The sequence below is a fragment of the Cobetia sp. PDI-23MA genome (genome assembly GCF_059507735.1).
Window position 1 is genome coordinate 2,735,153 of record NZ_CM183352.1, and the last position, 23,712, is coordinate 2,758,864.

The following is a 23,712-nucleotide window of genomic DNA, read 5'->3' on the forward strand; positions in this document are numbered from 1 at the left end:
CGCCGGTGATCCCCTGTCCTTGATCCTTGCCTTAGTCTCTCGTGCCTTGATCCATCGCGTCTCGGCCCACCCTGACCGAGGCGCGCGCTGCCCGTCGTGCGCTCGGCTGACCACTGTGGAAGCGGAAGACAGCGTCGGGGGTTTCGATCAGCTCTCGTTCCACTTCACGTAGCACCGCGAGACGGGGGGCCAGTGGTTCATTGGTGTATTGCTCTGCCAACATGAGGTAATCCTCATAGTGACGTCCTTCTGACTTAACCAAAGTGCGATAGAACTTTGCAAGCTCTGGTTCCAGATACGGGATGAGGCGCGCGAAGCGCTCACATGACCTTGCCTCTATCAGGGCCCCGATCAGCAGGATGTCCACCAGGCGTTGCGGGTCTTCGTCCCTGACCTGCTGGCGCAAGGCTTCGGCATAGCGCGAGGCCTTAATATGCCGATAGGCGATGCCCCGCTTCTCCATCAGCCCGACCACCTGCTCGAAGTGCAGCAGCTCTTCGCGCGCCAACTGTGACATCTTGGTCAACAGCAGTGGCCGGTTCACGTAGCGGTACATCAGGCTCATGGCGGTGGAGGCGGCTTTCTTCTCGCACTGCGCATGATCGATCAGCAACAGCTCCGGATTCTCAAGCGCCGCCTCGACCCAGCTCAGGGGCGTCCTGCAGGGCAGAAAGGCCAGCAGTGACGCCGGCAGCAAGGCATCGGTATCTTCATCGCTTGGCCCCTGCGACGCTGCAATCATGTACGTCCCGGCCTCACTCTCGCCATACTGCCCAGCATGAACATCATCATGCTGCCTGCTCTGCTCAGGCGCAATCACATTGCGCTCGGTCACGTCGGTCATTGAATTCATTATCACGTCAGTCTTTTGTCTCGCTCGCTTGCGTCTGCTGCTGACTGACAGGAGACACCTCAACGACGGAGTTCATATCATTATCGGCACGCTTTGCCGCTTCCACCATGATTTCATCGTTTATATGAGCAAAAAGCTGTTCGGGCTCAAGTGCTCGCGCATGATCCAGTGGCGCGATGCCATACGCTGACAGGTCCTTGATGCGGGTACGCCCGACACGCAGCAGCTCAACGGCGCGTGACAGAGCCGACTGCTCGGCACGGAAACGGATGCGATGGCGGGTAAGCTGCTCGGCCAGCATGGCGTCATCGGCGACGCGCAGCCAGCGGGCGGCGACCTGACTGCGCAGCTCGTCCAGTGCCAGCATGCGCTGGGCGCGCTGGTCACTGTCATAGCCGAACCAGGCCAGGATCTCATGATCATGACGCTGGCAGCCGCGACAGACGCTATCGCCGACCGTAGTGGAGCAGACACCTACGCAAGGAGAAAGAATACGGCTCATGTTGCCCTCGGGGAGGCGGAAAGTGTGATTCGGGGTACCCCCCATCATACCGTGCGTACCCGAGAGCCGACAGCATCGCGCCGCCTGCGCCAAAAGGGCCCCTTGTCAGCGGCGTGCTGGGCGTCATCAGCGCGTCATCAGGGTTGCCGCATAGTGTTTTCTCAGCGTGACTTCCTGACAATCAGATGAAATATCAGGATGTTATGCCGCAATAGGCGACCAAAGTCTCAGCCCCCGCCACTGGGCGCTCCTTAACATTGTCGACAAAGTTGAGTAGACTCGCATTCGCCCCGTAGCGCCTGATTCGCTCGCAATAAGACGCTTGAATTACCCGCAAGAAGCCTCGAGGTGCCATGCCCTGCGTCTTCAAGACGACTGGCCCGCGCATTTCGACACGATTACAGATGAGGGTCTCCCACGTGCTTGAAGCCTACCGTCAACAGGTTGAAGAACGCGCCCAGCAGGGCATCCCGGCAAAGCCGCTGAATGCCGAACAGACCGCCGAACTGGTCGAACTGCTCAAGAACCCGCTGGCCGGTGAAGAAGAGTTCATCCTCGATCTGTTCACCAATCGCATTCCCCCGGGCGTTGATGAAGCCGCCTACGTCAAGGCTGGCTTCCTGACCGCCATCGTACGTGGCGAAGCCGCATCTCCGCTGATCGACAAGACACATGCCGTCAAGCTGCTTGGCACCATGCAGGGCGGTTACAACATCGCCACGCTGGTCGAGCTGCTGGACGATGAGAGCCTGGCCAAGGAAGCCGGCGAACAGCTCAAGCACACCCTGCTGATGTTCGACGCCTTCCACGATGTCGCAGAGCGCGCCAAGGCCGGCAACGCCGTCGCCCAGGCCGTGCTGCAGTCCTGGGCCGACGCCGAATGGTTCCTGTCCAAGCCGGCGCTGGCCGAGAAGATCTCGCTGGCCGTCTTCAAGGTGCCGGGCGAGACCAACACCGATGACCTGTCTCCGGCGCCTGACGCCTGGTCACGCCCGGACATCCCGCTGCACGCCAACGCGATGCTCAAGAACCCGCGTGAAGGCATCAGCCCGCAGGAAGATGGCGTCGTCGGCCCGCTGGCCCAGATCGAGGAAGTGAAGGCCAAGGGCTTCCCGGTCGCCTACGTCGGTGACGTGGTCGGTACCGGTTCTTCCCGCAAGTCCGCCACCAACTCCGTGCTGTGGTTCTTCGGCGACGACATCCCGTTCGTGCCCAACAAGCGCGCTGGCGGCTTCTGCATCGGCAACAAGATCGCCCCGATCTTCTTCAATACCATGGAAGATGCCGGTGCCCTGCCCATCGAGATGGACGTCGAAAAGATGGCCATGGGCGATGTCATCGACATCTACCCGTACGAAGGCAAGGTCTGCCGTCACGACACTGACGAAGTCGTCTCCACCTTCTCCCTCAAGACTCAGGTCCTGCTGGATGAAGTGCGTGCCGGCGGTCGTATTCCGCTGATCATCGGTCGCGGTCTGACCGACAAGGCGCGTACCGAGCTGGGTCTGGAAGCGTCTGACGTCTTCCGCCTGCCGGAGCAGCCCAAGGATACCGGCAAGGGCTTCACCCTCGCGCAGAAGATGGTCGGCAAGGCCTGCAACATGCCGGGCGTGCGTCCGGGCATGTACTGCGAGCCGAAGATGACCACCGTCGGCTCCCAGGACACCACTGGCCCGATGACCCGCGACGAGCTGAAGGACCTGGCATGCCTGGGCTTCCAGGCCGACCTGGTGATGCAGTCCTTCTGTCACACCGCCGCCTATCCGAAGCCGGTCGACGTCGAGACTCACCACACCCTGCCCGACTTCATCATGAACCGCGGCGGCGTCTCCCTGCGTCCGGGCGACGGCATCATCCACTCGTGGCTGAACCGCATGCTGCTGCCGGACACCGTCGGTACCGGTGGTGATTCCCACACCCGCTTCCCGATGGGTATCTCCTTCCCGGCGGGTTCTGGCCTGGTGGCCTTCGCCGCCGCCACTGGCGTGATGCCGCTGGATATGCCGGAATCCATCCTGGTGCGCTTCAAGGGCGAACGTCGTCCGGGCATCACCCTGCGTGACCTGGTCCACGCCATCCCGCTGTACGCCATCAAGCAGGGTCTGCTGACCGTCGACAAGGCCAACAAGAAGAACGCCTTCTCTGGCCGCATTCTGGAAATCGAGGGTCTGGAAGATCTGACGGCCGAACAGGCCTTCGAGCTGTCCGACGCCTCTGCCGAGCGTTCCGCCGCCGGTTGTACCATCACGCTGTCCGACGAGAGCGTGACCGAGTACCTGAAGTCCAACATCACCCTGCTCAAGTGGATGATCGCCAACGGTTACGGCGATGCCCGTACCATCGAGCGTCGTATCGCGGGCATGGAAGAGTGGCTGGCCAATCCGAGCCAGATGCGTGCCGACGAGAACGCGGAATACGCCGAGATCATCGAGATCGACCTCTCCGAGATCGACCAGCCGGTGCTGTGTGCGCCGAACGATCCCGACGATGCCCGTCTGCTGTCAGACGTCGCCGGTCAGAAGATCGACGAAGTCTTCATCGGCTCGTGCATGACCAACATCGGTCACTTCCGTGCTGCGGGCAAGCTGCTCGAGAAGCAGCCGGCCGGTAGCCTGAAGACCAAGCTGTGGCTGGCTCCGCCGACCAAGATGGACCAGCACCAGCTGACCGAAGAAGGCTATTACGGCATCTATGGCCGTGCCGGCGCGCGCATGGAGATGCCGGGCTGCTCACTGTGCATGGGTAACCAGGCACGTGTGGCTGCCAAGTCCACCGTGGTGTCCACCTCCACGCGCAACTTCCCGAACCGCCTGGGCGACGGCGCCAACGTATTCCTGGCCTCTGCCGAGCTTGCGGCCATCGCAGCCGTGGTCGGTCGTCTGCCGACCGTCGAGGAATATCAGGGCTACATGGGCGAATTCGATGCCATGGCGGGCGAGATCTATCGCTACCTGAACTTCCATGAGATCGAAGAGTTCCAGAACGCCGCGTCCAACGTGATTCCGGTCACCCAGGAAGCCTGATCAGGCGGGGAGTCATGCTGCCCCCTGCATGGCTCCCCCCTTACAGCAGCATTGGCGTCATGCAACTGGCGTAGTGCCAGACAACGAAACGGGCCGCCCCTCAAGGGACGGCCCGTTTTTTCATGCCTGCGACAAGCTCATTCTTTCATGCCTGCGATAAGCTCAGTGGATGCAAGCGCCCTGCCTCAGAACTTGTAGCCAACCGAGGCGGTGAAGGCATCCACCTGATAATCGCTGTCGAAGTCATAGCGCTCGTACTCGGCACGGATCAGGAACGGGTCCAGATTGACCTGTGCGCCGGCGCCATAGACCGGATCAAAGCCGTCGTTGTCCTTCAGGTCGACGCTGGAATTGCCCAGATTGCCGTCGACATCGGTTTCCCACTTGGCCATCCCCGCCTTGGCGAACAGCGAGAAGTACTGACCGATGGGCAGGATTCCCACCACGTTCACACCATAGGCCTTGGACTCGAGATCGGTATTGCTTAAGTCATTGCCCTTGAGCCGGACAGTTCCCAGGTCGGTGTAGAAGGCCTCTGTGGCGAAGTACGGATTGTACTGATAGCCCACGAAGGCCTTGTAGACGTTGTCGTCATCATCCACATCGAAGTCATCGCTGCCGGATTCGATGAAGTCACCGGCCTCATCGGAATCATCGTTCTCAAGGCTGGAGAAGCCGGTACCGGCACCGATGTAGAGCCCTTCGCTGGTTTTGCCTGCTGCCTGAGCGTGGCCACTGAGCGCCAGAGCGAGAGCGGCGAAGGAAACGGTAGCCAACGGGGCGGCCAGAAGACGTGACTTGCTCATGTATTGCTCCTTGATCCAATGGGCGGCACAGGCAACAGCCGGCCGGACACTGACGGTAAAACGGCGCCTGTCATGGGTTGCAGAAGCATCGTCGTAGATATAGAACAGTGTTTCAAGAGTGGCGTTTTGACTACTTGTCACGTCGCCAGTCAGCAACATGTCCTCGTGTCCTTCCCGCCCCCTCCACTTGCGCGTGCCCGAGACCCACTTAGCCCTTCGCACAGGTGCAAAGCCCTGGCGCATCGGGCATTCTCGACGTTGTGGCATTGCAGCAATCGCCAGCGCTCCGTCCCTCAAGCGGCCTGCCGTGGCCGACCAGCACAAGGAATACGACATGACGCATCCCATCTCCACCCCCGACCTCTGCGATGAGTTCCCCGACGTGCAGGTGCTCGAGCCGCTGTTCATCAATTACGGCGGCGTCGAGTCCTTCGGTGGCGAAGTCGTGACCATCAAGTGCTTCGAGGACAACTCGCTGGTCAAGGAAGCCGTCGCGGAGCCCGGCGCAGGCCGCGTCCTAGTCGTCGATGCCGGCGGCTCGATGCGCTGCGCGATGCTGGGCGACATGCTCGCCGAACAGGCCGCCAAGAGTGGCTGGGCCGGCGTGATCATGTATGGCTGCATCCGCGATGTGGATGAGATCCACGCCACCAATCTCGGCGTGCAGGCACTGGGCTGCTATCCGCGCCCCAGCATCAAGCGCGGCGAAGGCCAGCGTGATATTCCGGTCACCTTCGCGGGCGTCACCATCGTGCCTGGCGACTACCTCTATGCCGACAACAATGGCGTCATCACCGCCAAGGAAGCGCTGATCCGTACCCAGCCGACGCCCTGAGTCGCCGTCTCGCACCGCTGTGTGCGCCGCAATGAAAACGCCCCCGCAACCAGGCAGGTTGCGGGGGCGTTTCGCGTCAGAGTGAGGGCTCAGCGAGTGCTGGCGGGCTCAGCGGCCCGTGAACCAGCTTGAGCACTGGCCTGAGAGTCCGCAGCCGTATCATCGGCACGCGCGAAGCGGTCCACCACGGCGGCGCAGGCAGCGTCACCAGTGATGTTGAGCGCGGTACGCGTCATGTCGAAGATACGATCCAGCGCGAACAGCAGCGGCAGGCCTTCGATGGGGATACCGGCAGCCAGCAGCACGGCGACCACCAGGAACGACGGCCCCGGTACACCGGCCTGGCCGATGGCACCCAGAGTCGCGGTGAACACGATGGCGGCGTAGGCGGAGAATCCGAGATCGACATCGAAGACCTGGGCGAAGAACATCGCCACCAGCCCGTAATAGATGGCATTGCCGCTCATGTTGATGGTCGCGCCCAGCGGCAGCACGAAGGCAGAGGTGGCATTCTTGAGGCCCAGCTCCTTCTCGCAGACTTCCATGGTGACCGGCAGGGTCGCCATGGAGGACGCCGTGGACAGCGCGACGGCCTGCGGCTTCTTCATCGCGGACATGAAGCGACCCAGCGGCACGTCAGAGCCGAACTTGACCACCAGCGGGTAGAACACGAAGCCGTAGATGAGAATGGCGCCCATATAGACGAGGAACAGCTTCATCACCAGCGTCAGTACATCGAAGCCGAAGGTGCCGACAGCGTCCGCCATCAGGCCGAAGACGCCGATCGGCGCGATCAGCATCACCACGTTGATCATCCACACGAAGGCTTCGATGACGGTGTTCAGGCCTTCGATCAGCGGCTTGCCCCGCTCACCGGTCTTGGACAGGCCAATGCCGAGGAACAGGCAGAACACCAGGATCTGCAGGATATTGGCATCGGTGAGTGCACCGAAGATATTGGTCGGCACCATGCCAAGAATGGTGTCCATCACGCCCGGCACGCTGCCCTTGTCCGCGTAGGCATTGGAGAACATGCCCTTGGCGCTTTCCAGGTCCACTCCGCTGCCCGGCTGGAAGACATGCCCCATCACCAGCGCCAGCATCACGGCCACGGCCGAGGTCAGCATGAAGAAGGCGAAGGTGGAGAGACCGATCTTGCCGGCGGAAGGGCTGTCACCCAGATTGGCGGCGCCCGACACGATGGAGACCGCGATCAGCGGCACGACCAGCATCTTGATCAGGTGAATGAACAGCTCGCCCAGTGGCGCGAACATCGAGGCGTCTTCGCCCATGTACGCCCCGACACCGGCACCCAGGATCATGGCGATGACGACCTGGACGCCGATGTTTTTCCATAAAGACTGTTTCACGTTACGACTACCTTGGATTGTGTCTGAAAGGTCGGTTGTTGCGTGCCACCGCGTTGCTGGCTACCGGTGAGGCCTGCCGTCATGGTCACCATGGACTCATGGTCGCCTTGGACTCATGGTTACCTTGGATTCATAGGCACCATGAATATTGTGGTCAGCAGGGTGGCTGGGATTATAAATGACTGCCTTTTTTACATAAGACAGAAGGATAATCCTTTAGTCGCGCAATCGAGATCATTTTGTTGCTATTTGTTACTAACTGACGTCTTTGGGCCGCATTCTCCCCCATTGGTCTAATGTTTGAGCTGACCAATCTTTCAGGTTTCAGGCCACGAAACGAAAAGCGCCCACCGCACGTCGAGTGCGATGGGCGCCCTGGGTGACAACGACTGTCTGCGCCTCAGCGCATCAGGTCACCGTCGTGGGGAGTCTGGGTCATACCAGCTCCTTGTCCGCCAGCATGAACCAGGTTTCCAGCACGGAATCCGGGTTGAGGGAGACACTGTCGATGCCCTCTTCCATCAGCCACTTGGCAAGCTCCGGATGGTCTGACGGGCCCTGACCACAGATGCCGACATACTTGCCCTGCGCCTTGCAGGCACGAATCGCCATCGACATCAGCTGCTTGACCGCCGCATTCCGTTCATCGAACAGGTGGGCGACGATGCCGGAGTCACGGTCCAGCCCCAGGGTCAACTGGGTCAGGTCGTTGGAGCCGATGGAGAAGCCATCGAAGTGCTCGAGGAACTGGTCCGCCAGCAGCGCGTTGGTCGGCAGCTCGCACATCATGATGACACGCAGGCCGTTCTCGCCACGTACCAGACCATTCTCGCCCAGCAGCTTGATGACCTGCTCCGCCTCGCCGGTGGTGCGCACGAAGGGCACCATGATCTCGACGTTGGTCAGCCCCATCTCGTCACGTACGCGCTTGAGGGCACGGCACTCCAGATCGAAGCAGTCACGGAAGGTGTCGGACACGTAGCGCGAGGCACCACGGAAGCCCAGCATCGGGTTCTCTTCGCCCGGCTCATACATCTTGCCGCCGATCAGATTCTCGTACTCGTTGGACTTGAAGTCCGACATGCGCACGATGACCTTCTGCGGGTGGAAGGCGGCCGCCAGGGTGGAGATACCCTCGACCAGCTTGTCGACGTAGAAGTCGACCGGGCTTGCGTAGCCGGCAGTGCGCGCATCAATGGTCTGCTGCAGGTCGATGGGCAGGGTGGCGTAGTCAAGCAGCGCCTTGGGGTGCACGCCGATCATGCGGTTGATGATGAACTCGAGACGCGCCAGGCCCACGCCGGCATTCGGCAGACGCGAGAAGCTGAAGGCGCGGTCCGGGTTGCCGACGTTCATCATGATCTTGAACGGAATCTCCGGCATCTCGTTGACGCTGGTGACGGTGCGATCGAAGTTGAGGATACCGTCATAGACGTGACCGGTATCGCCTTCGGCGCAGGAGACCGTCACTTCGCGGCCTTCGGCAAGCACCGAGGTCGCGTCGCCACAGCCGACCACAGCCGGGATGCCCAGCTCACGCGCGATGATCGCCGCGTGGCAGGTACGTCCGCCACGGTTGGTGACGATGGCGGAGGCGCGCTTCATGACCGGCTCCCAGTCCGGATCGGTCATGTCGGTGACCAGCACGTCGCCGACCTGCACCTTGTCCATCTGCTCCGGGTTGTCGATCACGCGCACCGCACCCTGGCCGATACGCTGGCCGATGGCACGTCCGGTGACCAGAGTGCGGCCCTTCTCGCGCAGCTGGAAGCGCTCGAGGTTGCCGCCCTCTTCCTGGCTGACGACCGTTTCCGGGCGCGCCTGGACGATGTAGAGCTTGCCGTCGTCGCCATCACGCGCCCATTCGATGTCCATCGGACGCTGGTAGTGCTTCTCGATGATCATGGCCTGGCGCGCCAGTGCCTCGACATCGGCATCGCTGATGCAGAAACGGTGGCGGTCCGGCACCGGCACGTCGACGGTCTCGACGGAACGGCCCGCACTGGTGTCGTCGGTGTAGACCATCTTGATCAGCTTGGAGCCCAGGTTGCGGCGCAGTACCGCCGGGCGGCCAGCGGCCAACGTGGTCTTGTGGACGTAGAACTCGTCAGGATTGACCGCGCCCTGCACCACGGTCTCGCCCAGGCCCCAGGAGCCGGTGACGAAGACGGCGTCGCGGTAGCCGGATTCGGTATCCAGGGTGAACATCACGCCGGAAGCGGCCGTCTCGGAGCGCACCATCTTCTGTACGCCGGCAGACAGTGCGACCAGTGAGTGATCGAAGCCCTTGTGCACGCGGTAGGAAATGGCGCGGTCGTTGAACAGTGACGCGAACACCTCGTGAACCGCACGCTTGATGTTGTCGAAGCCTTCGATGTTGAGGAAGGTTTCCTGCTGACCGGCGAAGGAGGCATCCGGCAGGTCTTCCGCGGTGGCGGAAGAACGTACGGCGACCTTCAGGTTCGGGTGTCGGGTCTGAAGCTCGGCATAGGCACGTTCCATCTCGGCCTCGAAGGCCGGCGGCAGCGGCGTGTCGATGATCCACTGACGGATCTCGGCACCGACGCGCGCCAGTTCGACCACGTCGTCCACGTCGAGAGCATCGAGGGCAGCATTGATACGCTTGTCGAGGCCTTCGTGGGCCAGAAACTCGCGATAGGCAAAGGAGGTCGTTGCAAAGCCGCCGGGCACGGTGACACCGGCATCGGCCAGATTGGAGATCATCTCACCGAGCGAGGCGTTCTTGCCGCCAACGCGATCAACATCGTTCATGCCGAGCTGATCGAAATCGACGACGTATTCGGATGTGGCTTGCTGTGACAAGGGAACCCCCTGGTACCAATGGATGGAAACGAGTGACCGATGGAGGACGATGAACCGCCTTCCGTTCAGCAATGACGCCACCCTAACAAGCTCTCTCTAGCATTAGCCATTGGTCTAACCGGCTAGTCAGTGGAGGAGGACTACAACCCTGAGCCTTTTTCAGACGTTCTGTCGCCATCGTCGGCGAAAATGTCGACAAGCCAGAAACGGCCGCTACAGGAATGTAGTCATAAGACGCTTTGGTGGAGAACGGGAACACGGGATTTCTCATATCGCGCCACTGGCCCTGTGCCGGATATTGCAAGCGCGACAGTGAACACCGACACTTGGGGTCTTCATGGGGCAACAGCCTGAGCGGGCTGGTGTCTTCGATTCGTTCTTCACGAGTGCCCGTCATGACCCGAACCGCCTTCTTCATTTCCGATGGCACCGGCATCACCGCCGAGACACTGGGACGCAGTCTGCTGGCCCAGTTCGAGAACACCGACATCCGCATGGTGACCAAGCCCTATATCGATTCGGCCGAAAAGGCGACGGCACTGGTCAAGGCCATCGAGAGCGCGCATGCCAACGACGGCGAGCGCCCGATCATCATCGACACCATCGTCGACCAGAACATTCGCGACATCATCTCCGAATCCTCAGGTTTCAAGGTCGACATCTTCTCGACCTTCCTCAAGCCGCTGGAAGAGGAACTGGACACCCACTCGTCCTACAGCGTCGGCAAGACCCACTCCATCGGGCAGGACGACGTCTACATGAATCGCATCGATTCGGTGCATTTCGCCCTCGACAACGATGATGGCGCGCGCACGCACCAATACGACAAGGCAGACGTCATCCTCATCGGCGTCTCACGCTGCGGCAAGACCCCGACCTCGCTGTATCTGGCGCTGCAATTTGGCATCCGCGCGGCCAACTACCCGCTGACCGAGGATGATCTGGACGAGTCCGGTACCCTCAAGATGCCCGCCTCACTGGCGCAATATCGTCACAAGCTGTTCGGGCTGACCATCGACCCGCGCCGTCTGGCCGCCATCCGTACCGAGCGTCGCCCCAACAGCCGCTACTGCTCGATCGACCAGTGTCTGCAGGAAGTCGAGCAGACCGAGGCACTCTTCCGCCGCTCCAAGGTGCCCTACATCGATACCACGCGGTTCTCGATCGAAGAGATCTCGACACGCATGATCGCCGAGACCGGCCTGGCGCGCCGCTTCTCACCGCGCTGACCTCGACGCCAGGTCATCACTAATCGAACAACACGACACACGTCGGCCACGACGACACCTACCCACGCAGGAATTCCTCCCATGTTCAACACCAACCACTACTTCGACGGCCAGGTGGCCTCCATCGCCTTCCAGAGCGCAGACCTTCCTGCCACGGTCGGCGTGATGGCCATCGGCGAATTCGTGTTTTCCACCAGCCAACGCGAGTACATGACCCTGATTAGCGGCGACATGCAGGTACTGCTGCCGGGCGCGGAAGAGTGGTATCAGCTCGCCGCCGGTGAAAGCTTCATCGTCGAAGCCAACCAGAGCTTCGAGGTGCGCACCACGGTCGAGTCCGCCTATATGTGCAAGTACGAAGACGCTTAAGGCACTGGAAAACAACCGCCTGAGGCGCTGGTAACAAAAGCCCAAGGCACTGAAAGCCAGGCATGAAAAAGCCGCCGTGACCCGAGAGGGTACGGCGGCTTTTTCGTCACGACAGCAGCTTCTCGATACCAGGCTCAGGCCCGCTGTCTGAGTACCGAACGCAGCGCCAGATAACTGATGCCACCCATCAACAGGTAACTTGTCGCTACGCCGGCAAAGATGCCGATCACGCCATACAGAGCGCCGCCCAGCCAGGCCAGCGGCACCAGCAAGGCGAACAGGCGCACCAGCGAGAGTGTCATCGCGCGGCGCGGCTTGTGCAGCGCATTGAGGCTGGAGTTGGCGAGGATGATCACGCCCTGGGCACCGAGTGCGGCGGGAATCAGCCACAGATAGGTGCTGACCAAACCCGCGACCTCCTCACTCTCGGCGAAACGCGCCGCGATCCACTCACCGCCCAGCCCCAGCCCCAACCAGACGACCAGCTGCCAGACGAGAATGAAGGCCAGCACGCCGTGGATGGCGCGCCACACGCGCTTCTGCTGGCCAGCGCCATCGTTCTGGCTGATGAAGGGCGACAGCGTCATGGACAACGCCAGCACCAGAATCAGCGCCAGCGACTCGATGCGTGAACCGATACCGTAAGCCGCCACCGCCGCGTGGCCATGCTGACTGACGATACGCGTGACCAACGCGGTGGCAATCGGCGTCATCACGCTGGTCAGCGCGGCAGGCAAGCCGATCGCCCCGATCTCGCGCCATGATGTCACCAGCCGCGTCACGCTCAGGTGACGAAAATCGAGTCGCGCACGCAGCAGTGGCAAAGCCAGCAAGCCCAGCGTCATCGCCAGCCATGCCAGCACCGTGGCCAGCGCCGCACCCGCCACGCCCATGCCCTGCCAGCCGCCGATACCGAAGATCAGCAGCGGGTCGAGCAGCGCATTGAGCACCCCCGCCGCCGCCATCACCAGCGAAGGCACCAGCGTATTGCCCTCGGCGCGCAGCACGCTGCCCAGTACACGCGGCAGCAATACGAAGGGCGCGCCGAAATACCACACCTGCATGTAGTCGCGGATATGTGGCATCAGGGTGTCATCGGCTCCCAGCAGCCCGAACAGTGGCCCGATGCTGGCAAGCCCCAGCACCAGCATCACCAGCCCCAGCAGCAGCCCCAGCAGACTGGAATCCGTGGTGCGCGCCTTGACGGTCTCGAACTCGCCACGCCCCAGCCTGCGCCCCACCACGGCGGTGGTGCCAATGGACAGCCCGATGGCGATGCTGATCACGCCGAAGGTGACCGGGAAGGTCATGGTCACCGCCGCCAGCTCCGCGGTGCCCAGCTGGGCGATGAACCAGGCATCTACCAGGTTGAACAGCATCATGGTGACGATGCCGCCGATCACCGGCCCCGTCATGCGGGCCAGCGTCGAGGCAATCGGGTCACGCAGCAGGTCACGCGTACCACGTCGAGACGAGGCACGTTTGGGGGTGGCAGGGGTATCAGGGTCAGACATACAGGCTCCGGACAGAAAACGACCCCGACCGGCGAGGCGCCAGCGGGGTCGAACAGTGTAAAGCATCAGCGTATCAGGTGAGGGGCAACGCCGGATCGCGTCGAGCATTCCCGCGCTGCATCAGTTGCCCTGCATGAAGGGCGAGACGATCTCTCCCCCCGCCTCGCGCCAGGCCGCGAAGCCGCCCCCCAGATGGGCCACCGGCCCGAAGCCCATGTCCTTGAGCGACTTGGTGGCCAGCGCCGAGCGCAACCCGCCAGCGCAGAACAGCACATAGCGCCCCTCGCGCGCGAAGTCGGCGCGGTGATAGGGCGAGACCGGGTCGACCCAGAACTCCAGCATGCCGCGCGGCGCGTGGATGGCGCCGGGGATGCGCCCTTCGCGCTCCAGCTCACGCACATCGCGGATGTCCACCAGCGTCAGCGGTGTGCCGCCAGCGCGCGCCTCTTCCAGCGCCTCGCGCAGCTCACGGGGCGACAGGGTCTCGATCTCCGTCTCGGCGGCGGCTACCAGCTCACTGACCGGTCGAATCATGTGGTGCTCCTTGCAGATGATGTTGTCCTCGGATGCCTGTCAGCGGCTGGCGGCGTGACAGCTCACGCATCCGCCTCGCCACAGCGATAGAAGCGCTGGATGCTCGAGAAATCGAGGCGTCCTGCACCCTGGGCAGCATGCTGGACGAACAGATTACGCGCCTGGGAGCCCATTGGCACCGCCGATTTCGAGCCCAGCGCCATCTCCCAGGCAAGGCCGAGGTCCTTGGTCATCAGATCGACCAGAAAACCGCCCTGATAATCATTGGATGCCGGTGCAGCTTCCATCACGCCAGGCCAGGGATTGTAGACGTTGAGCGCCCAGTTGCCGCCAGATGACTGCTTCATCACCTCCGAGAGCACGGCCGGGTCCAGTCCGTTCTTGACCCCCAGCGCCAGCGCCTCGGCGGTGCCACTCATCAGGATACCCAGCAGCATGTTGTTGCAGATCTTGGCGACCTGGCCGCTGCCGGCCGGGCCGGCATGGAACAGATTCTTGCCCATCACTTCCAGCAGCGGCACGGCACGCGCATAGCCGTCGGCCTCGCCGCCGACGATGAAGCTCAGCGTGCCGGCACGCGCACCACCGACCCCGCCGGACACCGGGGCGTCCATGAAGGTGATGCCACGCTCGGCGGCGTGGCGCGCGACCAGACGGGCGTCATCCGGCGCGATGGTTGAGGCGTCGATCACCAGCACCGAGGCATCGAGCGTGGCCAGGAGGCCACCCGCGCCGTCTTCCTTGTCACCCAGATAGAGCTTTCGTACGTGCTGACCGGCCGGCAGCATGCTGATCAACACCTCGACACCCTCGACGACCTCTCCGGGAGATGCCGCGCGGGTGGCACCCGCCTCGACCAGCTCGTTCATGGCCGACTCGACCAGGTCGAAGACCCTTACCGCATGGCCAGCCTTGACCAGATTGAGCGCCATGGGCCCGCCCATGTTGCCGAGTCCGATGAAACCGATGGATGTCATGGCAATGCTTCCTTGTGAACAGGTTCTTGTTGTCATTGGCGTACAGCAGCAAGTCTGCGCCTGCCGCCTTTGCTGAAAAGCGTGCTCAGAGGTCCATCAGCGGATGCTCATCCTCTTCCCATAGCGGTGCGAAGAAGCCATCGATGTATTCCTCGGAGACCTGGGCGATCGAGGCATAGGCCCACTGCGGCTGCTTGTCCTTGTCGATCAGCAGGGCGCGCACCCCTTCGGCAAGCTCGGTGCCCATGCAGCAGCGCACCGACAGGGTCAGCTCGTCGCGGAAGGCTTCCGCCAGCGAGGAGTGGCGATGGCGTGCCAGCATGCGAAATACCAGATGCGGTGAGCTGGGGCAGCCGGCCAGCAGACGCTCGCGGTTGGCGTACAGCCACGCATTGCAGTCACTGCGCGCCTGGGGGTCATCGAGGATCCGCTGGCAGGCCTTCAGCACTTCATGCCCGGCGACCAGCTGCTGGATGTGATCGAAGAGCGGCAGCACCTGCCCCGGCGGCGCCAGTTCACGGCGCTCGAACTCGCTCAGTACCTGGCTCAGATGTCGCGACGGATGACGGCCGAATTCCCCCTCGCACAGCGCCTGCTTGAGCGCCTCGCGCTGTTCATCGGGAATCAGGCGTGTCGCAAGCCCCAGATCCAGCGCATCGCGGGCATTCAGTTGCGCACCGGTCGCGCCGAGATATTCTCCGATGCCACGCGGCAGGCGATTGAGCAGCCAGCTGGCACCGACATCCGGATACAGACCGATGCTGACTTCCGGCATCGCCAGTCGTGAACTCTCGGTGACCACGCGCTCACAGCCGCCGGCGAACAGCCCCATGCCACCGCCCATCACGATGCCGCCACCCCACACCAGCAGCGGCTTGGGGAAGGTATGCAGGCGATGATCGAGCCGGTATTCGGCGGTGAAGTAGCGGGTGGCGAAGAAATCATCCAGCGCCTCGAGGGGGTCTGCGCCTTCGCTGGCAGGCGCCGTGGTCATCGCCTGATAGAGCGCCACGATATCGCCACCGGCACACAGCGCACGCTCGCCGGCACCTTCCAGCCACACCATGGCGATGCTGCTGTCCAGCTCCCAGGCATCCAGCTGCGCCTCGATGCGCTCGATCATGGCCAGCGACAGCGCATTCAGCGAACGCGGCGCGTTCAGGCGCACGATGCCCAGCTGCTTGCCGTCGCGGGCGCGACGCGTCTCGAACACCACGGGCGCCTCGACCTCGGTCGCGGCCCTGGCAGTGACACCTTCTATCTGGCTCATGAGCGCCCTCCTTCCTTCACCTCTTCCTGACGCGAGACCCACTGCGGGGCGCGCTTCTCGAGGAAGGCACTCACGCCTTCCTTCTGGTTGGGGTCATCGAACAGCTCGACGAACAGCTCGCGCTCCATGCGCAGGCCATCGCTCATGCCGCGATGGCGCGACGACATGATCAACGCCTTGCAGCGTGCCACAGCGCTCGGACTCTGGTTGGCGACGCTCTCGGCGATCGCCAGTGCGCGCTCGAAGCTCTGGCCGGTCTCGACCACCTCTTCCGCCAGTCCGATGCGACCGGCGGTCTCGGCGTCTACCTGTTCCCCACACAGGATCATGCGCTTGGCCCAGCCTTCGCCGACCAGCCACGGCAGGTGCTGGGTGCCGCCCGCACACGGCAACAGCCCCACCTTGGCCTCCGGCAGCGCCAGCCTGGCCTGACGTTCGACGATACGCATGTCGCAGGCCAGCGCGCACTCGAGCCCGCCGCCCATCGCGTAGCCATTGACGGCGGCGATCGTCACGCCCGGGAAGTTGGCCAGCCGTTCGAAGGCGAGCCCGAAGCGACGCGCCATGGTGGCGGCGACGCCCTTGTCGCCATCGGCGAAGGTCTTGAGATCGGCCCCGGCAGAGAAGAACTTGTCGCCCTCACCGGTGATCACCACCGCACTTATGCTGCCATCGCCCTCCAGCTCATCGAGCAGCTGCTCCAGCTCGATCAAGGACGCTTCCGTCCAGGTGTTGGCCGGCGGGTTGTTGATGGTGACCCGGGCGATATGACGATCCTTCTCGAGAACGAGGCATGGCCCTTGACTGGATGACATCATGTAACTCCCTGAAAGATGGTAACCAATGACAAATGAAGTGGAGGTGGCGTTACGCCAGCGACTCGATCATGCCCGGGGTCAGAAGACGCCGCGCGATGATCAGACGCATGATCTCGTTGGTGCCTTCCAGAATCTGGTGCACACGGGTGTCACGCACCAGTCGCTCCAACGGGTACTCGCGGATATAACCGTAGCCGCCATGCAGCTGGAGTGCCTGATTGCAGACCTCGAAGCCCATGTCGGTGGCAAAGCGTTTGGCCATCGCACAGTGGGCGCTGGCCTCGGCGTCGCCCTCATCGAGCTTGAAGGCCGCCAGCCGCACCAGGGTGCGCGCCGCGGTCAGTTCGGTAGCCATGTCGGCCAGCGTGAACTGCAGCGCCTGGAACTGCGCCAGCTCGCGCCCGAACTGCTTGCGCTCGCCGAGATAATCGCGAGAAAGCTCCAGCGCCTTCTGGGCCGCGCCCAATGAGCAGGTGGCGATGTTGATGCGTCCGCCATCCAGCGCCTTCATCGCGAAGCGGAAGCCCTCGCCCTCCTCGCCCAGACGATTGGCCGCCGCAACCCGCACGCGATCGAAGCTCACCAGCCGGGTCGGCTGGCTGTTCCAGCCCATCTTGTCTTCCTTCTTGCCGTAGCTAATGCCCTCGGCGTCAGCCGGCACCACGAAGGCCGAGATACCCGCAGCGCCGCTGTCCGGCTCGCCGGTGCGCGCCATCACCACCAGCACGTCCGTGGCGCCGGCACCGGAGATGAACATCTTGGAGCCACTCAGATAGTAGTCATCGCCCTCACGCTCGGCGCGGGTGCGCAGGCTGGCAGCATCACTGCCGCTGCCCGGCTCGGTCAGGCAGTAGGAACCGAGCTTGTCGCCCGCCACCATCGCCGGCACCCACTGCTCGCGACAGCCCTCAGTGGCGAAACTGGCGATCATCCAGCCCACCATGTTGTGGATGGTGATGTAGGCGGTGGTCGAGATGCAGCCAGTCGCCAGCTGCTCGAGAATGATGGAGCTGTCGAGACGTGGCAGGCCGAGGCCGCCATGCTCCTCGGGGACGTAAAGCCCCATGAAGCCGGCCTCGCCCGCCTTGCGAAGTGTCTCGATGGGGAAGTGGGCCGTGGCGTCCCACTCGGCGGCATGCGTGGCAAGCTCGGCATCCGCGAAGGCACGCGCCCCCTCCTGGAGGGCACGCTGGTCATCGGTCAGCGAAAAGTTCATGCAGCTGCCTCCTGTTGTCCTTGTTCTGTCGGCCCGGGTCTATCGCCCGGGCCTGTCAAAGCGGCTCAGCGCATCTGAGGCGCCATCAGCGCATTTGAATAGAAAAGTTGGGCTGATTGCCCTCGGCCGGCGCATCGTCGAACCAGCGCGCGGTCACCGTCTTGGTCTCTGTATAGAAACGCACCGCCTGCTTGCCATAGGCATGCAGATCACCGAAGAAGCTGCCGCGCCAGCCGGTGAAGGAGAAGAACGGCAGCGGTACTGGAATCGGCACGTTGATGCCGACCTGACCGACCGCGATCTCGTTCTGGAAGCGCCGCGCGGCGCCGCCGGAGCGCGTGAAGATGGAGGTGCCATTGCCGTAGGGGTTGTTGTTGATCAGCTTGATGGCCTCGGACAGGTCCGCCGCCTCCATGCAGCACAGCACCGGTCCGAAGATTTCCTCGCGATAGAGCACCATCTCCGGCGTCACCTTGGAGAACAGACACGGCCCCAGCCAGTTGCCGTCGGGATAGCCCGCCACCGAGACGCCGCGGCCATCCAGCAGCAGCTCGGCGCCTTCCTGCTCGCCCTGCTGGATCCAGCCGGTCACGCGCTCCAGCGCCTGCGGCGAGATCAGCGGCCCGTAGCTGGCGCCCTTGTCATCCCAGGCGCCCGGGCGCACCTCGGCCAGCGCATCGCGCACCCGCTCGATCAAGGCCTTCGAATCACCGACGAAGACCGCCACCGAGATCGCCATGCAACGCTGACCCGCCGCGCCGACACTGGCACCGACCAGCGCGTTGACGACCTGGTCCGCTGGGGCGTCCGGCATGATCACCATGTGATTCTTTGCCCCGGCGAAGCACTGGGCGCGCTTGAGGTTGTCGGTGGCGGTGCGATAGATGTGCTGCCCCACCGGTACCGAGCCGACGAAGCTGACGGTGCGCACCATCTCGTGGGCGAGAAGATGATTGACCTGATCCCGCCCGCCCTGCACCACGGTCAGGATACCCTCGGGTGCCCCCGCCTCCATGAACAGCTCCGCCAGCCGTAGCGTGGTCAGCGGCACCTGCTCGGAGGGCTTGAGCACGAAGGCATTGCCACAGGCGATGGACAGCGGGAACATCCACAGCGGTATCATGGCGGGGAAGTTGAACGGCGTGATCCCCAGGCATACCCCCAGCGATTGGGTCACGGAATAGCTGTCGATGCCGGTGGCGACGTTCTCCACCGTCTCGCCCATCAGCAGGCTGGGAATGTTGGCGGCGTGCTCGACCACCTCGATGCCGCGCCACACATCGCCCTTGGCGTCCTCGAAGGTCTTGCCTAGCTCGTGGGAAATGATCTCGGCCAGCTCGTCATGATGCTGCTTGAGCAGATGCTGATAGCTGAGCATCAGGCGGGCACGGGTCGGCACCGGCGTGTTGCGCCAGCGCTGGAAGGCCTGTTCGGCGCGGTCCAGCGCCTCATCCAGCTCACTCAGCGGTGACAGGGGCACGCGGGCGATCTCGCCGTTGGTGGCCGGGTTGGTGACGCTCAGGTGCTGATCGGCGCGACTTTCGACAAACTGACCATTGATCAGCTGAGGCAGCACCAGCGGCGCGCCGTCACCGGCGACCACGGCGCGCAGGCGTGACAGCAGATCCAGTGAACTGGTAGAGGGCGCGGCAGTAGAGGGCGTGAGAGACGTCGAAGACATGGCGTGGCATTCCTGTGGCTGTTGTTATTGGGAGGAAGACAGTGTGTCAACAGAGCCGAAGTCGTCAGCAAGATCCGCTTTGCAGGACCAGGCCGTCCTGCAGAAAGCGGCAAGCCGAGACTGTGATCTGATTCAACCTATCATCTGCTTGGTTGGCTGCAAATACTATTACCCTTTACGTTAACGTAAACAATGCTAGTCTGTAGAAAATTCACGGCCAGACGCCGCTGGCACCCACAGCGCCAAGGAGCATTCCCCTCTCCCTGGCGCGCACAGCATCCGGAGCGGCAGCGCCCATGACAGATACGATGATGACCCCGAGTCCTGACCCCAGATCCCGAGCAACGCCTGATGGCACGACGCCTGGCGGTGCAATGAATGACGGTGCCGGTGTGGAGTCCCTGCTGAGCACCACCAGCACCAGCGATGCCATCCGTCCGACCCAGCGCACCTGGAGCATCGGCGAGCTGGCACGGCATTTCGACGTGACCACGCGCACCATCCGCTTCTACGAGCAGGAAGGTCTGCTGCACCCGGAGCGACGCGGTCAGACGCGCGTCTATCGCGACAAGGACCGCGTACGCCTCAAGCTGACCCTGCGCGGCAAGCGACTGGGCTTCTCGCTGGCCGAGATTCGTGAAGTGGTCGACCTCTACGACGCCGCCGACGGCGGTGGCGAGAAACAGCTAACGCGCCTGCTTGGCATTCTGAGCGAAAAGCGTGAGGGCCTTGAGCGTCAGCTGCGCGATCTCACCGCCATGCAGCGCGAGCTGGATGACGTCGAGACACGTGCCCGCGAAGCCCTCGCCCGCCTGGCCGGCGACAGCGAGAGATAGCACCCACTCGCGTCAGCAACAGTTATGTAACTGACAGCTATACAAGTGACAGCGACTAGACTGTCCATGGAAAACTGCCCATCAGGAGAACATTCACCCCAGGAGTGACCGGCGCCTCGCGAGTGCGGGCGACAGCAGACTGCCGGAGAGCAACGCGTCGCACGCTGAGCTCACGACAAGACGACAGCACGACCAGACGACAAAAACGAAAAGAACGAAAAGAACGAAAAGAACAACAACACAGCGTCACCGCCTCCCTGAGGCGGCTCCCCCTGACAAGCCTTGCCTCACCAATAACAACCAAGGACACAGGAAAGCACCATGTCACAGGACGCCATCGCCACACGCCAGCCTGCCAGCGAAATGACACGTGCAAGCCGGTCAGTCAGCTATCTCAGCACCACCTCCGACACGCCACTGATGGGAGAAACCATCGGTGATTGCCTTGATCGCATCTGCGCGCGCTGGCCCGAGCGCGATGCCCTGATCAGTCGCCATCAGGGGCTGCGCTACACCTGGCGCGAGCTGCACGCGGAGGTCGAGCGCGTGGCGCGCGGCCTGCTGGCGATGGGCATCGAGCGCGGCGACCGCGTCGGCATCTGGGCGCCCAATCGCGCCGAATGGACGCTGATCCAGTACGCCACCGCCAAGATCGGCGTGGTGCTGGTCAACCTCAACCCGAGCTATCGTGGCCATGAACTGGCCTACGCCCTCAAGCAATCCGGTGCGGCGACGCTGATCTTCCAGTCTCGCTTCAAGGCGTCCGACTATGTGGCGATCCTCGAGGAGCTGTTCCCTGAGGCCAAAGAGGCCCGCGGCCGTGATGGCATTCACAATGGCGCGCTGCCGGACCTCAGGCGCCTGATCTGCTTCGAGGCCGAGGATGCCCTGCCCGGCATGCTCAATTGGCAGGATGTGCTCAGCGGAGCCGATAGCGTCTGCGTCGAGACACTCAAGGAGCTGCAGGCCAGTCTGACCTTCGATGACCCGATCAACATCCAGTACACCTCCGGCACCACCGGCGCCCCCAAGGGCGCGACCCTCTCACATCACAACATCCTCAACAACGGCTTCTTCGTCGCCGAGCGCATGAATCTCAGCGAGCACGACACGCTGGTGATGCCGGTGCCGCTCTATCACTGCTTCGGCATGGTGATGGGCAACCTGGGTTGTCTGACCCACGGCGCCGCCATCGTCTATCCGGAAGCGGGCTTCGATCCGCTGGCCACCCTGCAGGCGGTCAGCGAGGAAGGCGCCACCGCGATGTTCGGCGTGCCGACGATGTTCATCGCCGAACTCGAACACCCGCGCTTCGCCGAATTCGACCTCACCAGCCTGCGCACCGGCACCATGGCCGGCTCCATCTGCCCCATCGAGGTGATGCGCCAGGTCATCGAACGCATGCACATGCGCGAGGTCACCATCGCCTACGGCATGACCGAGACCAGCCCGGTGAGTCTGCAGACCACGCGTGAGGCGCCACTGGACAAGCGCGTCTCCACCGTTGGCACCCTGCACCCGCACCTGGAGATCAAGATCATCGACCCTGACAGCGGCCGCGTGGTGCCAGTCGGCGAGAAGGGCGAGCTGTGCACGCGGGGCTACAGCGTGATGCTGGGCTACTGGAACAACCCGGAGGCCACCGCCAAGGCCATCGACGCCGGCCGCTGGATGCATACCGGCGACCTCGCGACGCTGGATGAAGACGGCTACGTGACGATCGTGGGACGTATCAAGGACATGATCATCCGCGGTGGCGAGAACATCTACCCGCGCGAGATCGAGGACTTCCTCTACACCCACCCGGCGGTGTCGGACGTGCAGGTGATCGGCGTGCCCGATGAGCGGTATGGCGAGGAAGTGATGGCATGGGTCAAGCTCAAGGAAGGCGAGCAGCTCGATGAACCGGCGCTCAAGGCGTTCTGCCAGGGACGTATTGCTCACTTCAAGGTGCCGCGCTACATCAAGTTCGTGGAGGAATTCCCGATGACCGTGACCGGCAAGATCCAGAAGTTCAAGATGCGCGAGGCCGCGACACAAGAGCTGGGGCTGGCCAGGTGAGTACGTCACGTGAGGGGGAGGATGACACTCCCGCCGCACGCCACCTGAGCAGCGCTCGTCAGCAGGTCGCCCACTATGCGGCGAGCCACCATCATGCGGCTCTCGACGAGGCACTCGAGACGCTGATAGACGCCCACCCGAGCGGTGAACTGCCGATCATGGCACTGGCCGGGCTAGACCAACTGCATCTGGGTGGCGTGACGGGCACCCGCGAGCTGCTGGCCCTCGCCCGGCTGGAACCCCAGTCGCGGGGGCTTTCGATGCTTGAACTCGGCGCCGGCCTCGGCGGGCTGGCGCGACATGTTGCCAGCCTGTCGCGTGACACCGGCGCTGACCATCACATCACCACACTGGATCTCTCGAGCAGCCTCTGCGAGCTGGCGATTGCCCTCAACCGGGCCACCGGACTGCGCGAGTCGATTCGCGTGCTGGAGGGCGATGCCTGCTACCCCGAGCTGCACCCAGCACTCTCGGGCCGCCGCTTTGATCGCCTCTTCAGCCAGCACCTGCTGGTGCATCTGAGCGACAAGGTCAGCACGCTCACGCAGTGGCATGACTGTCTCGAGCAGGATGGCTATCTCCTGCTGCACGAGCCGGTGCTCAGCGTGCAGGCGCAGGCGTTTGGCGAGCGCCCTGCCCTGCCACTGCCGTGGGCGCTGTCACCGCGTGGCGACCAGCTGGCCAGTTGCGAGGAGCTGCATGAGGCGATGGCCAGCAGTGGCTTCGAGGTCGATGCCCATGTCGAGCTGACCGATCAGGTGCTGAGCTGGCAGGCGCGCCGCATGTGCGAGAGTACCAGCGAGCAGCCCATCGCCTACCGCGAGGACGCGCCTGCGCCCTCGCCGGCCATGCTGGCTGCTCGCGGCCTGACGCCGGAACTGATCTTCGGCCCGGCCTTATCCCTGATGCAACGCAACCTGATGCTGGCCCTGGAAGCCGGCTGGCTGGAGGTTCACCTGTGGCGCCTGCGCAAGCGTCCTGCCAAGCAGTGAAGG

Annotated in this window: 19 protein-coding genes; 7 read left to right on the top strand and 12 right to left on the bottom strand. The window is 63.1% G+C overall.

Features of this window, described 5'->3' with window-relative positions; translation table 11 throughout:
- Nucleotides 1-31: 31 nt before the first annotated feature.
- A complete protein-coding gene (locus AC5WNJ_RS11590; RefSeq protein ID WP_253061531.1) occupies nt 32-742 on the bottom strand; it encodes a MiaE family protein in 711 nt (236 codons plus the stop codon).
- A 118-nt stretch (nt 743-860) separates the two neighbouring features.
- Nucleotides 861-1,355: a DUF1289 domain-containing protein gene (locus tag AC5WNJ_RS11595; RefSeq protein ID WP_176677560.1), complete on the bottom strand. Its 495-nt coding sequence runs from the start codon at nt 1,353-1,355 to the stop codon at nt 861-863.
- 419 nt (nt 1,356-1,774) lie between these two features.
- Here AC5WNJ_RS11595 and acnB point away from each other — a divergent pair, with 419 nt between their 5' ends.
- Nucleotides 1,775-4,378 carry a bifunctional aconitate hydratase 2/2-methylisocitrate dehydratase gene (gene acnB, locus AC5WNJ_RS11600; protein ID WP_176678420.1) on the top strand — a complete coding sequence of 868 codons (2,604 nt, stop codon included), beginning with the start codon at nt 1,775-1,777 and terminating at the stop codon, nt 4,376-4,378.
- 185 nt (nt 4,379-4,563) lie between these two features.
- On the opposite strand, the gene AC5WNJ_RS11605 is transcribed toward acnB, so the two are convergent.
- Entirely contained in the window at nt 4,564-5,184 is a 621-nt protein-coding gene (locus AC5WNJ_RS11605; protein ID WP_495929743.1) for a porin family protein, read from the bottom strand.
- Between the two features lie 334 nt (nt 5,185-5,518).
- On the opposite strand from AC5WNJ_RS11605, the gene rraA reads away from it, so the two are divergent.
- Entirely contained in the window at nt 5,519-6,019 is a 501-nt protein-coding gene (gene rraA, locus AC5WNJ_RS11610) for a ribonuclease E activity regulator RraA (protein ID WP_043331314.1), read from the top strand.
- Between the two features lie 89 nt (nt 6,020-6,108).
- On the opposite strand, the gene AC5WNJ_RS11615 is transcribed toward rraA, so the two are convergent.
- Together AC5WNJ_RS11615 and ppsA are read right to left on the bottom strand one after the other, a co-directional pair.
- Nucleotides 6,109-7,389 (bottom strand): dicarboxylate/amino acid:cation symporter, encoded by a 1,281-nt coding sequence (locus AC5WNJ_RS11615; protein ID WP_495929744.1) that lies wholly within the window; start codon nt 7,387-7,389, stop codon nt 6,109-6,111.
- Nucleotides 7,390-7,824: 435 nt separating this feature from the next.
- Nucleotides 7,825-10,212 (bottom strand): phosphoenolpyruvate synthase, encoded by a 2,388-nt coding sequence (ppsA, locus tag AC5WNJ_RS11620; protein WP_495929745.1) that lies wholly within the window; start codon nt 10,210-10,212, stop codon nt 7,825-7,827.
- Between the two features lie 395 nt (nt 10,213-10,607).
- Here ppsA and ppsR point away from each other — a divergent pair, with 395 nt between their 5' ends.
- Nucleotides 10,608-11,441, top strand: coding sequence for a posphoenolpyruvate synthetase regulatory kinase/phosphorylase PpsR (gene ppsR / locus AC5WNJ_RS11625; RefSeq protein WP_043331317.1), 834 nt, complete (start codon nt 10,608-10,610; stop codon nt 11,439-11,441).
- A gap of 81 nt (nt 11,442-11,522) precedes the next feature.
- Complete coding sequence (gene ppnP / locus AC5WNJ_RS11630; protein WP_495929746.1) at nt 11,523-11,810, top strand: pyrimidine/purine nucleoside phosphorylase; 288 nt, start codon at nt 11,523-11,525, stop codon at nt 11,808-11,810.
- A gap of 134 nt (nt 11,811-11,944) precedes the next feature.
- Here ppnP and AC5WNJ_RS11635 read toward each other — a convergent pair whose 3' ends face one another.
- The 7 genes from AC5WNJ_RS11635 to AC5WNJ_RS11665 form a co-directional block, all read right to left on the bottom strand.
- Entirely contained in the window at nt 11,945-13,324 is a 1,380-nt protein-coding gene (locus AC5WNJ_RS11635) for an MATE family efflux transporter (RefSeq protein ID WP_176677563.1), read from the bottom strand.
- 120 nt (nt 13,325-13,444) lie between these two features.
- Nucleotides 13,445-13,858 (bottom strand): rhodanese-like domain-containing protein, encoded by a 414-nt coding sequence (locus AC5WNJ_RS11640; RefSeq protein ID WP_495929747.1) that lies wholly within the window; start codon nt 13,856-13,858, stop codon nt 13,445-13,447.
- A gap of 62 nt (nt 13,859-13,920) precedes the next feature.
- Entirely contained in the window at nt 13,921-14,835 is a 915-nt protein-coding gene (gene mmsB, locus AC5WNJ_RS11645; RefSeq protein WP_348470746.1) for a 3-hydroxyisobutyrate dehydrogenase, read from the bottom strand.
- Between the two features lie 85 nt (nt 14,836-14,920).
- Nucleotides 14,921-16,105: an enoyl-CoA hydratase/isomerase family protein gene (locus tag AC5WNJ_RS11650; protein WP_495929748.1), complete on the bottom strand. Its 1,185-nt coding sequence runs from the start codon at nt 16,103-16,105 to the stop codon at nt 14,921-14,923.
- Entirely contained in the window at nt 16,102-16,920 is an 819-nt protein-coding gene (locus AC5WNJ_RS11655) for an enoyl-CoA hydratase (protein ID WP_495929749.1), read from the bottom strand. The genes AC5WNJ_RS11650 and AC5WNJ_RS11655 overlap by 4 nt, the downstream gene beginning before the upstream one ends.
- Before the next feature lie 52 nt (nt 16,921-16,972).
- Nucleotides 16,973-18,139 (bottom strand): acyl-CoA dehydrogenase family protein, encoded by a 1,167-nt coding sequence (locus AC5WNJ_RS11660; RefSeq protein WP_495929750.1) that lies wholly within the window; start codon nt 18,137-18,139, stop codon nt 16,973-16,975.
- Nucleotides 18,140-18,224: 85 nt separating this feature from the next.
- Nucleotides 18,225-19,820 carry a CoA-acylating methylmalonate-semialdehyde dehydrogenase gene (locus tag AC5WNJ_RS11665; RefSeq protein ID WP_495929751.1) on the bottom strand — a complete coding sequence of 532 codons (1,596 nt, stop codon included), beginning with the start codon at nt 19,818-19,820 and terminating at the stop codon, nt 18,225-18,227.
- A 374-nt stretch (nt 19,821-20,194) separates the two neighbouring features.
- On the opposite strand from AC5WNJ_RS11665, the gene AC5WNJ_RS11670 reads away from it, so the two are divergent.
- The 3 genes from AC5WNJ_RS11670 (at nt 20,195) to AC5WNJ_RS11680 (ending at nt 23,709) form a co-directional block, all read left to right on the top strand.
- Nucleotides 20,195-20,656 carry a MerR family transcriptional regulator gene (locus AC5WNJ_RS11670; protein ID WP_495929752.1) on the top strand — a complete coding sequence of 154 codons (462 nt, stop codon included), beginning with the start codon at nt 20,195-20,197 and terminating at the stop codon, nt 20,654-20,656.
- A gap of 363 nt (nt 20,657-21,019) precedes the next feature.
- Complete coding sequence (locus tag AC5WNJ_RS11675; RefSeq protein WP_495931049.1) at nt 21,020-22,717, top strand: AMP-binding protein; 1,698 nt, start codon at nt 21,020-21,022, stop codon at nt 22,715-22,717.
- Nucleotides 22,714-23,709: an SAM-dependent methyltransferase gene (locus AC5WNJ_RS11680; RefSeq protein ID WP_495929753.1), complete on the top strand. Its 996-nt coding sequence runs from the start codon at nt 22,714-22,716 to the stop codon at nt 23,707-23,709. The genes AC5WNJ_RS11675 and AC5WNJ_RS11680 overlap by 4 nt, the downstream gene beginning before the upstream one ends.
- Nucleotides 23,710-23,712 lie beyond the last annotated feature (3 nt).